General features: G+C 64.6%; 17 protein-coding genes and 1 other RNA gene. 8 read left to right on the top strand and 10 right to left on the bottom strand.

What is annotated here, in order from left to right; translation table 11 throughout:
* Positions 1-59 precede the first annotated feature (59 nt).
* The 7 genes from pal to CCA01S_RS11325 all read right to left on the bottom strand — a co-directional run bounded on the left by pal (position 60) and on the right by CCA01S_RS11325 (position 6,437).
* A complete protein-coding gene (pal, locus tag CCA01S_RS11355; protein WP_066458543.1) occupies positions 60-554 on the bottom strand; it encodes a peptidoglycan-associated lipoprotein Pal in 495 nt (164 codons plus the stop codon).
* A gap of 37 nt (positions 555-591) precedes the next feature.
* Positions 592-1,899 carry a Tol-Pal system beta propeller repeat protein TolB gene (gene tolB / locus CCA01S_RS11350; protein WP_066458540.1) on the bottom strand — a complete coding sequence of 436 codons (1,308 nt, stop codon included), beginning with the start codon at positions 1,897-1,899 and terminating at the stop codon, positions 592-594.
* 13 nt (positions 1,900-1,912) lie between these two features.
* Positions 1,913-3,070 carry a cell envelope integrity protein TolA gene (gene tolA, locus CCA01S_RS11345; RefSeq protein WP_066458537.1) on the bottom strand — a complete coding sequence of 386 codons (1,158 nt, stop codon included), beginning with the start codon at positions 3,068-3,070 and terminating at the stop codon, positions 1,913-1,915.
* Positions 3,071-3,098: 28 nt separating this feature from the next.
* Positions 3,099-3,533: a protein TolR gene (gene tolR / locus CCA01S_RS11340; protein ID WP_066458532.1), complete on the bottom strand. Its 435-nt coding sequence runs from the start codon at positions 3,531-3,533 to the stop codon at positions 3,099-3,101.
* A gap of 1 nt (position 3,534) precedes the next feature.
* Entirely contained in the window at positions 3,535-4,209 is a 675-nt protein-coding gene (gene tolQ, locus CCA01S_RS11335) for a protein TolQ (protein WP_066458529.1), read from the bottom strand.
* A 2-nt stretch (positions 4,210-4,211) separates the two neighbouring features.
* Positions 4,212-4,637, bottom strand: a complete 426-nt coding sequence (gene ybgC, locus CCA01S_RS11330; RefSeq protein ID WP_066458526.1) for a tol-pal system-associated acyl-CoA thioesterase — start codon at positions 4,635-4,637, stop codon at positions 4,212-4,214.
* Positions 4,638-4,703: 66 nt separating this feature from the next.
* Entirely contained in the window at positions 4,704-6,437 is a 1,734-nt protein-coding gene (locus tag CCA01S_RS11325; protein WP_066458524.1) for a proline--tRNA ligase, read from the bottom strand.
* A 67-nt stretch (positions 6,438-6,504) separates the two neighbouring features.
* Here CCA01S_RS11325 and CCA01S_RS11320 point away from each other — a divergent pair, with 67 nt between their 5' ends.
* The 5 genes from CCA01S_RS11320 to CCA01S_RS11300 all read left to right on the top strand — a co-directional run bounded on the left by CCA01S_RS11320 (position 6,505) and on the right by CCA01S_RS11300 (position 9,006).
* Positions 6,505-7,086, top strand: a complete 582-nt coding sequence (locus CCA01S_RS11320) for an RNA pyrophosphohydrolase (protein ID WP_066458521.1) — start codon at positions 6,505-6,507, stop codon at positions 7,084-7,086.
* A 15-nt stretch (positions 7,087-7,101) separates the two neighbouring features.
* Complete coding sequence (locus CCA01S_RS11315) at positions 7,102-7,503, top strand: hypothetical protein (protein WP_066458518.1); 402 nt, start codon at positions 7,102-7,104, stop codon at positions 7,501-7,503.
* A 3-nt stretch (positions 7,504-7,506) separates the two neighbouring features.
* Entirely contained in the window at positions 7,507-7,815 is a 309-nt protein-coding gene (locus tag CCA01S_RS11310; RefSeq protein WP_066458515.1) for a cell division protein ZapA, read from the top strand.
* 48 nt (positions 7,816-7,863) lie between these two features.
* A non-coding RNA gene (ssrS, locus tag CCA01S_RS11305) (6S RNA) lies at positions 7,864-8,045 on the top strand.
* Between the two features lie 214 nt (positions 8,046-8,259).
* Positions 8,260-9,006: an SIMPL domain-containing protein gene (locus CCA01S_RS11300; RefSeq protein WP_066458512.1), complete on the top strand. Its 747-nt coding sequence runs from the start codon at positions 8,260-8,262 to the stop codon at positions 9,004-9,006.
* Here CCA01S_RS11300 and lgt read toward each other — a convergent pair.
* Complete coding sequence (gene lgt, locus CCA01S_RS11295) at positions 8,945-9,739, bottom strand: prolipoprotein diacylglyceryl transferase (RefSeq protein ID WP_066458509.1); 795 nt, start codon at positions 9,737-9,739, stop codon at positions 8,945-8,947. The two genes, CCA01S_RS11300 and lgt, sit on opposite strands and share 62 nt — an antisense overlap.
* A 285-nt stretch (positions 9,740-10,024) precedes the next feature.
* Between lgt and CCA01S_RS11290 the strand changes: the two genes are divergently transcribed.
* Together CCA01S_RS11290 and msrA are read left to right on the top strand one after the other, a co-directional pair.
* Positions 10,025-10,354, top strand: a complete 330-nt coding sequence (locus CCA01S_RS11290; RefSeq protein ID WP_066458661.1) for a c-type cytochrome — start codon at positions 10,025-10,027, stop codon at positions 10,352-10,354.
* A 72-nt stretch (positions 10,355-10,426) separates the two neighbouring features.
* Positions 10,427-10,957: a peptide-methionine (S)-S-oxide reductase MsrA gene (gene msrA, locus CCA01S_RS11285; protein ID WP_232305086.1), complete on the top strand. Its 531-nt coding sequence runs from the start codon at positions 10,427-10,429 to the stop codon at positions 10,955-10,957.
* A 91-nt stretch (positions 10,958-11,048) separates the two neighbouring features.
* On the opposite strand, the gene CCA01S_RS11280 is transcribed toward msrA, so the two are convergent.
* Both CCA01S_RS11280 and hppD read right to left on the bottom strand, forming a co-directional pair.
* Positions 11,049-12,026 carry a nucleoside recognition domain-containing protein gene (locus CCA01S_RS11280; protein ID WP_066458659.1) on the bottom strand — a complete coding sequence of 326 codons (978 nt, stop codon included), beginning with the start codon at positions 12,024-12,026 and terminating at the stop codon, positions 11,049-11,051.
* Between the two features lie 201 nt (positions 12,027-12,227).
* Positions 12,228-13,331, bottom strand: a complete 1,104-nt coding sequence (gene hppD / locus CCA01S_RS11275) for a 4-hydroxyphenylpyruvate dioxygenase (protein ID WP_066458504.1) — start codon at positions 13,329-13,331, stop codon at positions 12,228-12,230.
* A gap of 139 nt (positions 13,332-13,470) precedes the next feature.
* On the opposite strand from hppD, the gene CCA01S_RS11270 reads away from it, so the two are divergent.
* The gene (locus CCA01S_RS11270) at positions 13,471-13,959 is read left to right on the top strand and encodes an Lrp/AsnC family transcriptional regulator (RefSeq protein ID WP_373278671.1); all 489 of its coding nucleotides are present in this window, start codon (positions 13,471-13,473) and stop codon (positions 13,957-13,959) included.
* Positions 13,960-14,043 lie beyond the last annotated feature (84 nt).

The raw sequence follows: 14,043 nt of genomic DNA, 5'->3' as shown, positions 1-14,043 counted from the left end.
GGCAAATGAAAACGCCGTAGCGTTGAACGCTACGGCGTCGTGACAATCAAGCGAGCGGATCAGCGCTGATAGTCGATGTCGGCACGACGGTTTTCGGCGTAGTCGGCTTCGGTGTTACCCGTGGCCTTGGGACGCTCTTTACCGTAGCTGATGGCTTCCATCTGGTTGGCGTTGACGCCCAGCAGCTTCATTGCACGTGCCACGGCGTCCGAACGGCGCTGGCCCAGAGCCAGATTATATTCGGAGCTGCCGCGGGCGTCGGTGTTGCCTTCGATGCGGACTTTCTGGCTTTGGTGGCTGGTCAGATAGTTGGCATGCATTTCGACGACGCTGCGATATTGCTCGGGGATGCTGTAGCTGTCGAAGTCGAAGTAGACCGAGCGTTGTTGCGCGAGCGGGCTTTGCGGATTGAACGGATCCATGATTTGCCCAGAGGACGCCGAATCCGAGCCGGCGCCGTTGGCGCCGTTTTGATCCAGCGGCACGGAGCTGCAAGCTGCCAGCGAGGCGGCGAAAGCGGCTATGGTCAGAGTCCTGGTGATGCGCGAGCTCATTTAAAGTCCTTTAGAAGAAAGAGTCACACGAAAAAAATCAGTTGGTGAAAGGGCCCCAGGCGGGCTCGCGGACCTTGCCGTTGAGCACCGACAGCGTCTGGCGGACACGACCGTCGATCGAAGTCACCGCCAGTACGCTACGTCCGCCTTGAATCGAACTGTAAAGCACTTGCATGCCGTTGGGGGCATAGCTGGGAGACTGATCGTCCGGGCCGTCCGTCAGGATCTGTTCGGCGCCTGAACCCAAGGCCAGGCTTGCAATCCTGAAAGCACCGTTTCTGCGAGTAACGTACACCAGTTGCTGTCCATCCGGCGAGACCCTGGGTGAGATATTGTAACTTCCAGAAAAGGTTAGGCGGCGCGCTTCGCCCCCGGAAACCGGGACTTCGTAGATTTGCGGGCTGCCGCCGCGGTCGCTGGTGAAGACCAGCGACTGGCCGTCCGGGGTGTAGAAGGGCTCGGTGTCGATGAGCGGCGAGCGCATCACGCGGCGCAGATCGGAGCCGTTGGAACTGATGGTGTAGATCTGCGAAATGCCGTCCATGGAAAGCACAATGGCGAGGTGGCTGCCGTCTGGGGACCAGGCCGGGGCGCTGTTGTTGCCCTTGTAGTTGGATACCGGTTGGCGCTGGCCCGTGGCCAGGGTCTGGACGTAGACCACCGACTTGCCGGATTCGAAGCTGACGTAGGCCAGCTTGCTGCCGTCGGGCGACCAGGCGGGCGAGATGATGGACTGTTTCGAGCGCAACATCACCTGGGGGTTCTGCCCGTCGGCGTCAGCAATTTGTAACTCATAGCCGTTGCCGGTTTGCAACACATAGGCGATGCGCGTGGAGAAAACGCCGCGCACGCCGGTGATTTTTTCATAGATGCGGTCGGCGATTTTGTGGGCGATCCGGCGCATTTCGGCTTCGGTGCCGGTGAAGGTGGCCTGGTCGAGTTCGGTCTTGCGCACATTGTCGGCCAGCCGATAGCTGACGGTGTACTGGCTGCCCGCCTGCGACACCGTGCCGTAGGCCAGGTAGTCGGCCCCGCGGCCTTGCCAGCTGGCGTAGTCGACCGGGCTTTGTACGTCGGGATGCGCGCCGTTGGTGCCAATCAGGCGAAACTGACCCGAGCGGGTGAGGTCGGCGCGCACGACGTCGGGCGTCGAGGTGGCACTGGCGATGCCGGCGAAGTCGGCGATGGCGATGGGGTACTGCGTGGCGCCCACGCCTGAAATGTCGACACGCAGCTGGGCGTGCGCGGACGTGGCTGTCGCGGCCGCCAGAGCAATGCCCAGGCCAGCTGCCGCCGTACGCCGCCAGAGGCGTCCGATGAAGCTGGAGGCTGTGAATACGGTCATGGTAACGATCTCCTTAGTCGTACATGCGGTAATCCACGTCAATATACGATGGATACCGACCACTTGGCGGTTTGGGGAATGGGTTGCACTTCTCGATGCCCTTTTGCACGGCATTGTCGAAGCCGGTATCACCCGATGAGCGAGTCAGCTGGACGCCCTCGACGGCGCCGTTGGACGACAGGCGCGTGCGGAAGCTGGCCGTCGGATTGCCACTGCCCGTCCGAGGCGGCACGCTGTAGGTGACGCCGGGCTTGACGCAGGCGCGCACCTGGTTCGCGTAGCCGTCGTTGCCGCCCCCGCCCCCGCGCTGATTGCGGTCGGCGTTGCCCGTGGGGATGCCGGCGGCCTCCATGGCTGCGCCGCGCATGGCGGCCTTCAGGGCGTCGCGCTTGGCGGCGGCCTCTTTGGCGGCTTTTTCCTTGGCGGCCTTGTCCGCGGCGGCTTTTTCGGCAGCGGCCTTGGCAGCCTTCTCTTTGGCGGCCTTGTCGGCGGCGGCTTTCTCGGCGGCCGCCTTGTCAGCCGCTTCTTTGGCGGCCTTTTCCTTGGCGGCTTTATCGGCGGCTTCTTTGGCGGCTTGTTCCTTCGCCGCCTTGTCCTTGGCGGCCTTATCGGCAGCGGCTTTCTCGGCAGCCGCCTTGTCGGCGGCTTCCTTGGCGGCCTTTTCCTGGGCTGCCTTGACTGCGGCTGCTTGCTGCGCCTTGGCCTTGGCCGCCTGCTCGGCGGCCAGCTTCTCGGCTTCCTCGCGGGCCTTGCGTTCCTTGGCCAGGGCAATTTCGGCATCGGCCTGCGCCTTGGCTGCGGCGGCGGCCTGGGCCTGTGCGGCCGCCGCCTTCTGGGCCTGCAAAGCGGCTTCGGCCTCGGCGGCTTTCTGGGCGCTGTCGTCGGGCTTGGGTGGCTCGGGCGCGGGCTTGGGCTCAGGCTGCGGTTTTTCCTCGGGTTCGGGCGGCGCGGCCTCTTCGGTCTGTTCTTCGGGCGACGCGGCCTCGGAGACCGTCCCCTTGGCCCAGAGCTCGACCTGCACCGGGCCGGACTGGTTGGGGATGGAGGAAAAGCCGAAGACCATCAGCAGGATCAGCAGGCCGTGCGCCGCGACGGACAGGATCAGGCCCTGTCGGTCGTCGCGTTCGTCCGATCCGTCTTTGGAAGACATCCAGCGATCAAGAAATTTCATGAGGCGCGAACCGGGTGTGGAAGAAGGCTCACTGGCGGCTCCCCGAGCCGTCCTGGTTGACCAGCAGGCCCAGCTTGGCGATGCCGCCCGCGCGCAGCTGATCCATGACCTGCATGACCGAGTTGTAGGGCACCTTGCCGTCCGCGGAGATCACGACCGGCGTGTCGGGCGTGGCCGCCGAACGCACCTCGGCCAGCAGGCTGGCCTTGTCCACCGGGTGGAAGGAGGCGCCGCCTTCGCGCACGCGCAAGGAAAGCGCGCCCTCGGCGTCGATCTGGACTTCGATGGGCTGGGTGGGCACGTCCGACGCCGTCCCCACCGAGGGCAGCTCGATCTGGCCCGGGGTGATCATGGGCGCGGTGACCATGAAGATCACCAGCAGCACCAGCATCACATCGATGTACGGCACGACGTTGATGTCGTTTTTCATCCGCCGGTTGCGGCGGCCTCCTAGGGACGTCATTTCAATGCACCTGGCGTTGCAGAATGTTCAGGAACTCTTCCACGAAGCTCTCGAAGCGGATCGACAGGCGGTCGATCTGATTGGTGTAGCGGTTGTAGGCCAGCACGGCGGGGATGGCGGCAAACAGGCCGATGGCCGTTGCGATCAGGGCCTCGGCGATGCCGGGAGCCACGGCGGCGAGCGTGGCCTGTTGCATGGTGGACAGGCCCATGAAGGCATGCATGATCCCCCAGACGGTGCCCAGCAGGCCGATGTAGGGGCTGACGGAACCCGTGGAAGCGAGGAAGTTGAGGTGCGACTCGAGGCTGTCCATTTCGCGCTGGAAGGCCGCCTTCATGGCGCGGCGCGGCGCGTCGAGCAGGGTGTCGCCCCGGCTGGACGAGCGCCGTGCCTTGACGAATTCGGTCATGCCCGCGTCGAAGATGCGTGCCAGCGCCCCGTGTTCGTTGCGGCGACTGGCGATGGCCTGCTGCAAGACGGTGAGGTCGCCGCCCGCCCAGAAGTCGTCTTCGAAGCGGCGGGTCTGTTCGTCGGCACGCCGCAGCGCCGCGCGCTTGCTGAAGATGTAGGTCCACGAAAGGACTGAGGCGCCGAGCAGGATCAGCATGACGATCTGCACGGGAATACTGGCGTTGCCGATGAGGGAGAGCAACGACAAATCGCTGGAGGCTTGCATGGTTAACGAAGGGCCTTGTTCAAGAGATCCCGGATGGAAGGGGATAGACGAATGGGTTTGAAGGTGGTGGCATGCACCGTGCAGACTTGGACGTTGGCGCTGGCCAGCAGTTCCCCGTCGCGCAGTGCCTGTTGGTGGAATACCAGCGTTGAGGCCCGCAGGTCGGCGACCGTGGTGCGGATGTGGATCAGATCGTCGAGGCGGGCTGGCTGCCGGTAGGCAATCTCCGCGTGTCTGACCACAAACATCATCTGTTCCTGAGCTGCAAGTTGGCGTTGGTCCATTCCAAGCGCGCGCAGCCATTCTGTGCGGGCGCGCTCGAAAAATTTGAGGTAGTTCGCGTAATAGACGACACCACCCGTATCAGTGTCCTCGTAATATACGCGAACGGCCAGTTCGCCGGTAGCGTTGCTGGTTGCCAGGGTCATTTTTTCGTTAAGCCGTGTGACATGCCAGGCCGACCCGGCTGAGCGCGGGCCGGTGGCGGTGGATACCTACAGTGCGTCCAGGGCGCTCAGGATGGCGGCCACGGCGTCGTCGGGGGCGATGCGCCGGGCTTGCGTATCCGATCGTGACTGAACTTCAACAATTCCTTCTTTCAGGCCGCGCTCGCCCAGCGTCACCCGCACGGGCACGCCGATGAGTTCCCAATCGGCGAACATGATGCCGGGCCGGGCATCGCGGTCGTCCAGGATGACGTCCACCCCGGCGGCCCGCAGCGCCTGGTACAGGGTTTCCGCGGCGTTACGCACGGTTTCACTTTTGCCGATGCCGATGGGGCACAGCACCACTTCAAAGGGGGCGATGGCGCGCGGCCAGATCATGCCGCGCGCATCGTGGTTCTGTTCGATGGCGGCCGCGGCGATGCGGCTGATGCCGATGCCGTAGCAGCCCATCTGCAAAATGGCGGGCTTGCCGTCGGTTTCCAGGAAGCTGGCGTTGAGCGCTTTGGAGTATTTGTCGCCCAGGAAGAACACATGGCCCACTTCGATGCCGCGCTGAATGGCCAGCGTGCCGCCTTCGGGGGCGGGGTCGCCCGCCACCACGTTGCGCAGGTCGGCCACCAGGCCGGGTTCGGGCAGGTCGCGCCCCCAGTTGACGCCGGTGAGGTGGTAGCCTGCCTCGTTGGCGCCGCAGACGAAGTCGCCCATGTGCGCCACGGTGCGGTCGGCGATGATCGTGATGGCGTCGGGGCTCAGGCCGACGGGCCCGAGGTAGCCCGGCGTGCAGTGAAAGACGGAATCGATCTCCGCCTCGCTGGCCAGGCGGTAGCCGTGCTCGAAGCCGGGCAGCTTGCCGACCTTGACCTCGTTGGTTTCGTGGTCGCCGCGGATGAGCAGCAGCCAGAGGCGCGCCGGGCCTTCTTCGGGGTCGGTGGCGAGCACCACGGACTTGACGGTGCGCGACAGCGGCAGGCCCAGCTGTTCGGCCACGATTTCGCACTTGGGGGCCTCGGGGGTGGCGCGCTTCGTCAGCGCTTCGCGGGCCGCTTCGCGCGCGGGCAGCAGGCAGGGGGCGTCGGCCAGCTCGATGTTGGCCGCGTAGTCGGAATCCGGGTTGTAGACGATCAGGTCTTCGCCGGTGTCGGCGATCACCTGGAACTCGTGGCTGCGCGAGCCACCGATCGAGCCGGTGTCGGCGGCCACGGCGCGGAAGGTGAGGCCCAGGCGGGTGAAGATGCGCTGGTAGGCGGCGTACATCTTGTCATAGCTGGCCAGTGCGCCCGCCTCGTCGCGATCGAACGAGTAGGCGTCTTTCATGGTGAATTCGCGCCCGCGCATCAGGCCAAAGCGTGGTCGGCGCTCGTCGCGGAACTTGGTCTGGATGTGGTAGAAGTTGACCGGCAGCTGGCGCCAGCTGTGGATCTCGTTGCGCGCGATGTCGGTGACGACCTCTTCGGACGTGGGCTGCAGCACGAAGTCGCGCTGGTGGCGATCCTTGATGCGCAGCAGTTCGGCGCCGTACTGTTCCCAGCGCCCGGATTCCTGCCAGAGTTCGGCGGGCTGCACCACCGGCATCAGGATTTCAATGGCGCCCGCGCGGTTCATTTCTTCGCGTACGATGGCTTCAATCTTGCGCAGCACCTTCAGGCCCATGGGCATGTAGGTGTAGACGCCGCCCGCGATCTTGCGGATCATGCCGGCGCGGGTCATCAGCTGGTGGCTGACGACTTCGGCCTCGGCGGGCGCTTCTTTCAGGGTGTTCAGGTGATACTGGCTGGCGTACATGGTAGGGATTCCGCTGGGTACGTATAATCGACAGTAATTGTATTGAATTCATAACCGAGGTGGCCCCATGTTGGATCGCGAAGGCTACCGCCCCAATGTCGGCATCATTCTCGTGAACCAGAAAAATGAGGTTTTCTGGGGCAAGCGCATCCGGGAGCACGCGTGGCAGTTCCCTCAGGGCGGCATCAAGCACGGCGAAACCCCCGTGCAGGCCATGTACCGAGAGCTTCACGAAGAAACCGGCCTGCGTGCCGAGCACGTCCGCATCCTGGGGCGGACACGAGACTGGCTGCGCTATACCGTGCCCGAACACTACGTTCGTCGCGAGTTGCGTGGTCATTACAAGGGGCAGAAGCAAATCTGGTTTCTGCTGCGCATGGTGGGGCGTGACACTGATGTTTCCCTGCGGGCAAGCGACACGCCCGAGTTCGATGCCTGGCGCTGGAACGCCTACTGGGTGCCGCTCGAAGCCGTCATCGAGTTCAAGCGCGAGGTTTATACTCTGGCGCTGAACGAGCTCTCCGGCCTGCTGTTTCGCCATGGCCGCGAGAACCGCTATTTGCGGCATCGGGGTGTGCGCGCGTCGGGGCAGGCCGCCCAGAACCCCGCCACACCGTCAGATGCCCGTACGACTCCGTCCTCTTCCTGATATAGGTCAGCTCGCATGCTCGAAGATCTCGACGCCCTATCGCAACGCATCCACAAGGTCGTGCAGCTCACGCAGGGCCTGCAGGCCGAACGGCTGGCGCTCCAGGCGCGCATCCAGCAGCTCGAGCAAGAATGCCAGGCGCTCAAGTCGCAGCAAATCCACGAATACGAAGAGTTCACGCGCATGTCCGAACGCATGTCGCGCCACGAGCAAGAACTGCAGTCCGTGCGCGATGAAACCGCCGACGAACGTCGCGCGCTCGAAACGCAGCTGCGCGACCACCAAGAGCACGCGCAGTCCATGCAGCAGCGCCTCACGCAGGTCGAAACCGAACGCAACCGCCTGCGAGCGGCGGCGGCCGGGGCGCAGCAGCAAATCGAACTCATACTCGAGCGCCTGCCCGGCGCGGAGGCCTGATCCATGGAACGTGTCGATGTATCCATCCTGGGGCGCGACTACTCGCTCGCCTGCCCGGCGCAAGAAAAAGATGCCCTGCTCGCGGCGGTGCGCCAGGTCGATCAGCGCATGCTGGCCATCAAGGGTTCGGGCAAAGTCGTCAGCAACGAGCGCATCGCCGTCATGGCCGCCATCCAGATCGCCAACGAGCTGCTGACCCTGCGCGCACCCAATGGTCCGCTCAGCGATATTGCCGTTGGCGATTTCAGGGGTAAAATCGAGTCCATGAACGGCATGCTCGACCAAGTTCTACCCAATGCCAATGCCGTTTAGTGTTTGACCGACTTATTCTGGGGGCCTGTTTGCGGCATCCAGCTGTTTAAGTCCCTGCCGTGTTCGTGACCAGGCCATACATTCCTTGAACCAATGCTATTTGGCATAGGTTGCCGGATTGACAGAGGGGAGAGCTTCCTTCACTTGGATAGCCCGAAATCTGGCTGATGGCGACCACCGTGAACCTCCGGTTCCGGGATGCCGGCCTTGACGGCACAGGCGGGGCGTTTTTAGCAAGGCCCACCGTATTTGCGCGGTGGGCCTTTTGTTTTGTGCCTGTTGCAGGCAGGCAATGTCCGTGGGCTGCGGTGTTGGATGATGCATGCCGGGCCCTGAACGCGCTGGCCGTGTCCGGTGGGCAACATTTCACAACGTTTTGCGGGGCGTCGCCGCAGGCGCTTGTTGTTAGACTGACGTGGTTTTCATATCCCCGGATGTCCAGAGATGACGCGTCGTACCCGCTTTCTGATGAAACCCGTGCTTGCCGGACTGCTGGCTGGCGGCTTGCTGCTTGCCCCGTGGGCCGCGCAGGCGCATGCGCCCGCGGAAGACTCCGCCGCGCAGGCCAGCCTGTCGGCTCAGGCCAGCGCCGAGGTGTCGCAGGATACCGTCCAGGTGACGCTGGCCGCCGAGGTCGCGGCGGCGTCGCAGGCCGAGGTGTCCCGGCAGCTGAACACACGGCTCGATTCCGTCATGAAGCAGGCCAAGGATCAGGCGGGCATCGAAGTGTCCAGCGGCGCCTATCGCATCTGGCCCACCAGCAACCAAGAGGGCAAGATCGCCCAGTGGCGCGGCCAGGCCGAGATTCTGCTGCAGTCCAGGAATTTTGCCGCCGTCTCGCAGCTGGCCGCCCAGCTGGCGGATCGCATGCCCATTGCGGGCATGGCCTTTTCCGTGTCGCGTGAACGCCGGGTGGCCGAAGAACAGAAGCTGCTGGAGCAGTCGGTGGCCGCCTTTCGCGCTCGCGCCGGGGCGCTGGTCAAGGCCCTGGGCTACGAGCGCTACCAGCTCAAGTCGCTTGATCTTGGCGGGGCGGGCGACGTGCCGCCCATGCCCGCGCCGCGCATGATGCGCGCCATGGTGGCGGATGCCGCCGTGGCGGCGCCGGTGGAAGGGGGGCGCGAGACGCTCAGCGTGTCGGTGCGCGGGACGATCGTCTTGCTGCCCACACGAACAGATACAGCCCAATGAGCACCATGGGGATGGACAGCAGCTGGCCCATCGACAGGCCGCCCGCCAGCAGCCCCAGGAAGTCGTCCGGTTCGCGGGTGAATTCCACCAGGAAGCGGAATGTGCCGTAGCCCATCAGGAAGACCGCGCTGACCTGCCCCATGGGGCGGGGCTTGCGGGCGAACCACCAGATCAGGGCAAACAGGGCGAAGCCCTCGAGCCCCATTTCGTACAGCTGCGAGGGATGACGGGGGGTGTTGTCGTGTGCGCCTGGGAAGATCATGCCCCAGGGCAGGTCGGTGGGGCGTCCCCACAGTTCGCCGTTGATGAAATTGCCCAGGCGCCCCGCAGCCAGCCCCAGCGGAATGAGCGGCGCGATGAAGTCGCCGATGGCCAGCAGGTGCTGGCCGCGCTTGCGGGCAAAGAACAGCATGGCCAGGATGACGCCCAGCAGCCCGCCGTGAAACGACATGCCGCCTTGCCAGACCTCGAAGATCGACAGCGGGTGGGCCAGGTAGTCGTCGAATTTGTAGAACAGCACGTAGCCCAGGCGCCCGCCCAGCACCACCCCCAGCACGCCGTAGAAGATGATGTCTTCCAGGTCGCGCAGCGTGAGTTCGCCCGGATAGTGGTGGATGCGCCAGCGCCCCAGCAGCCAGGCCAGACCGAAGCCGGCCAGGTACATCAGACCATACCAATGGATGGCCAGCGGGCCGATCTGCAGGGCAATGGGGTCGATGTGGGGAAATGGCATGAGCGGACATCCAGAGGACAGACGATCATGGATAATACCGTGATCGGGGGTGACGCCGGTATCTGGTTCGCAGCGCCGCAGGTCGTCCTGTCGTGTGGCGTCCTGCCGCAGGGGTGTCCCACTGCAAGGGTCGTCTCGCCGCTGGGTCGTCCCGCTGCGGCGCGAGGCGGCCGGTGCTTGTGCCCGCGCGCCTGGCTCACGGCAGTGCGCCGCGCCGCAAAAATCTTCAGACAAAGGGAATGTTTCGTGCGAAAAGATCGCCAGCGTTTGCGGATGGGGGTGTTCATGGCCGCTCTGGTGTTGCCCGTCTGGCTGGTGACGGCCCCGGCTGCGGGGGCTTCTGCCGTGGCTGACGGCCAGGCGCTGGCCACCCAGCGCCAGTGTCTGGGGTGCCATCAGGTCGAGGCGCGGCGTGTGGGGCCTCCGTTTCGGGCGATCGCCCAGCGCTTCGCGGGTCGGCCTGGGGCGGCCCGGCATTTGGCCGACGCCATGCGCCAGGGCAGCCGTGGCCAGTGGGGGGCCATCCCCATGCCGGCGCAGACGCGGCTGTCCGATACCGACGCCCTGCGTCTGGCGCATTGGATTTTGACCCTGGCGAAGACCCCGCAGCCTTGATAGTCTGTGTGGATGGCTAACGGCCAGGCCCTCGGTGGTCGATCGATGTGTCTGGCAATGAAGAGGTGCGCAATGGAACAGGCAATTTTGGGTGGTGGATGCTTCTGGTGTCTCGAACCCGTTTTCCGGGCGCTGCGTGGTGTGTCCGATGTGCGGCCCGGGTTTTGTGGCGGGCACGTGGATCATCCCAGCTACGAGCAGGTCTGCCGCCAGGATACGGGACACGTCGAGGTCGTACAGCTCGACTTCGACCCGCGGCAGCTCAGCTACGAAACGCTGCTGCAGGTGTTCTTCGGCACGCACGATCCCACCACACCCGATCGCCAGGGGCATGACGTTGGCCCGCAGTATGCGTCCGTCATCTTTTACCTGAACGACGCACAGCGGCAAACGGCAGAGCAGGTGCGTGCCGCCGCGCAGGCGCATTTCGATGCCCCGATCTGCACCCGGATCGAAGCGGCGGGCCCCTTCTGGCCCGCCGAGGCTCTGCATCAGGATTACTACCGCCGCAACCCGCAACAAGGCTATTGTCAGTTCGTCATTTCACCCAAGATGGCCAAGTTTCGGCGGCACTACGCGCAGCTGCTCAGGCCGGACGCCTGACGGGCCGTGGCATCCTGCCTGTCACCTGTCACCTGTCACCTGCCCGCCTGCCGTGCGCTGTGTGTCGCGCGGTGGGCGTGGCTGCGGGGTGTCAGCCGCGTTGGGGGCTGCCGACCGCTGTCAGGCGGCGCCCCCAGTAGGTGCCTGGCTGGGTCAGCGCCGCCATCAGCGCCAGCACGCCCAGGGTGAGCAGCACACGCAGCACCAGGATCACCCAGAGGTTGGCGCCCAGCGCCAGGATCAGCAGGGTGTCTTCGATCAGCGAGTGGCTGAGCGATAGCCAGGACAGGGCCAGCAGGCGCGTGCGGCGGCTGTAGTTTTCACGTTCCGCGGCATCGATGATGAGGGCGCCGCCATACGCCAGCCCGAGCAGCACCCCCACCGTGGTCAGGGGGGCAGCCCGCTCTTCCAGCCCCGAGAGCCGCAGCACGGGCGTCAGCAGGCGCGTGATCAGCCGCGTGACGCCCAGGCGCTCCAGCAGGTCGAGGAACACGACCAGGCCGACGATCACCCCGAACACCATCAGCAGCGATTTGAGGGTGGCCCACAGCCAGGGCAGCAGGTCGGGCGGCCCCTGGGTCAGCCCCGCATCCTGGCCCATCCAGGCAAAGGAGACGGGCGCTTGCAGCCAGCCCAGCGTCTGGCAGATCCAGGCCACGAGGGCGCCCACCACAAGCGCCATGGTAAAGCGCAGGGCGCCCGTGACCAGCGCACTGGCCCCGGCGCGGTGCACGATGGCCTGCTCGGTGGGCACGTTGTGGGCAAAGAGCATCATGATGCCCAGTGCGCTGACCTGTGCGGTCGTCATCTGCAACCCGCTGGACAGAGCCGCCATCGAGGCCATGCCGCCGTAAATGTTGGTGAGCACCGTAGTGGCCCAGATGATGCCGGCCTGCGGGGGCAGCCCCAGCACCGCCATGGCGGGAGCCAGGGCTTCGCCCGCCAGGCGCACCAGGCCGAAGCGGTCGGCGGCATATACGATCACCATCACGGGCACCATGATGCGCGCGATCGTGAGAAACATGCGCGTGCTGCGCTGGCGGATGGTGTTCAGGTAGGCGAGAAGCATGGCGGCGAGCGGGTGAAAGGGCGGACGTGGCGATAGGCGCAAAAGCAGGGATGCCGACCCGGTGAAGAAACCGGATCGGCACATGGGTTGATTGTACGCAGGCGCGGGCGTGGCGTCGCCGGGTCTGCCGCGCTGTGTTGTCGCACCGCGAGTCCGTCCGGCAGGCCAGCGCCGCCGCCGGGCATCGTCCGCGGCGGGGTTTCAGGCTTTCAGGACGCCGCGCCGGATCTGGTCGAGCTCGATGGACTCGAACAGCGCCTTGAAGTTGCCTTCGCCAAAGCCGTCGTTGCCCTTGCGCTGAATGAGCTCGAAGAAAATAGGCCCGATCTGGTTGGCGGTGAAAATCTGCAGCAGCAGGCCGCCGTCGGGTGCGCCATCCAGCAGGATGCGGTTGCGCCGCAGGCGGGCAGTGTCTTCGCCGTGGCCGGGCAGGCGTTTGTCCAGCAGCTCGTAATAGGTATCGGGCGTGTCGAGAAATTGCACGCGGCCTCGCAGGGCCTCGACCGTGGCGTAGATGTCGCCGCTTGCCAGTGCGATGTGCTGGATGCCTTCGCCATGGTAGGCGTCGAGATATTCTTGAATCTGGCCCGGCGTCTCGCTGCCTTCTTCATTGATGGGGATGCGGATCAGGCCGCACGGCGAGGTCATGGCCTTGGACTTGACCCCCGTCATCTGCCCCTCGATGTCGAAGTAGCGGATTTCCCTGAAGTTGAAGATGCGTTCGTAGAATTCGGCCCATTCTTGCATGCGGCCACGGTGTACGTTGTGCGTCAGGTGGTCGATTTGCAGCAGCCCGGCCCCCTTGGGGCGCAGGTCGGCGTGTGCCGTGCGGTGATCCAGTGGCTCGAAATCGACGTCGTAGATGCCGATGTCACCGATGCCGCCATGGCCGTACTTGCCGCGCCAACGATCCACCAGGTAGATTAGCGAGTCACCAATGCCCTTGATGGCCGGGATGTTGAGTTCCATGGGGCCGCTGCGCGAATCGAAGCCCCAGGCCCCGCGTTCGAGCGCCAGGCGGTAGGCGCTGGCGGCGTCCTGCACACGCAGCCCGATGGCGCAGATGGATGGGCCGTGCTGCCGGGCGAAACGCTGAGCAAAAGAGTTGGGCTCGGCATTGACCAGGAAGTTGATGGCGCCCTGGCGATAGAGGGTGACGTTTTTCTTGCGGTGGCGGGCGATGGCGCGAAAGCCCAGCGCTTCGAAGACGCGGCCCAGGGCGGCGGGGTCTGGCGCCGTGTACTCGACAAATTCGAACCCGGCGGTGCCCAGGGGGTTGTCCCAGGGCTCGAAAGCTGTGCTCATGATGGTCTCCTTGGTGCGTTCTTTTCGCTGTTCTCCTGAGAAATTGTAGGGAAAACCACCAGCAAGTAGATTGCCAATGGTCGGCGTAATCGCCTATTCTGACGCAATCAATGTTCTATTTATGGCCCCTAAAGACAATATGCTGCCAGACGAGGACCTCGATCGTACCGATCGCCTGATTCTGATGCACCTTCAGCGAGATGGCCGCATCAGCAACCAAGACTTGGCGCAGCGGGTTTCCCTGTCGCCCAGTCCGTGTCTGCGCCGGGTCAAGCGCCTCGAAGAGCAGGGCTACATCCGCCGCTATGTGGCGCTGGCAGATCCGGAAAAACTGGGGTTGGGCCTGCTGGCGTATGTCTTCGTGCGCCTCGACAAGTCGCATCGGGCCGAGCACGGTGCCATGTCCGGCTTTGCGCGGGACGTGCAGGGCTGGGCTGAAGTCATTCAGTGCTATGCCATGTCCGGCGACATGGATTATCTGCTGCGTGTCCATGTCAACGATCTGGCTGCTTTCTCGCGCTTTGCGATGGATACGCTGATGCGCCATCCGGCGGTCATCGACATTCGCAGCAGTTTCGCACTGCAGTCCATCAAGGAAACCACTGAGTTGCCGGTGCAGATCAAGTAGGTGTCTGGCGATGCCGGTTCCGGTTTGTGTCGGTGCGGTGTTCTAGTCGAAACAGTGCGGCGTTCTGGCCTGCACCGGCGGGCC

Origin of the sequence: Castellaniella caeni NBRC 101664, from assembly GCF_001592225.1 — a bacterium.
Classification (GTDB): Bacteria; Pseudomonadota; Gammaproteobacteria; order Burkholderiales; family Burkholderiaceae_B; genus Castellaniella; species Castellaniella caeni.
Note: the sequence above shows the minus strand (reverse complement) of the source record. Positions and strands in the feature narration are given on the sequence as shown.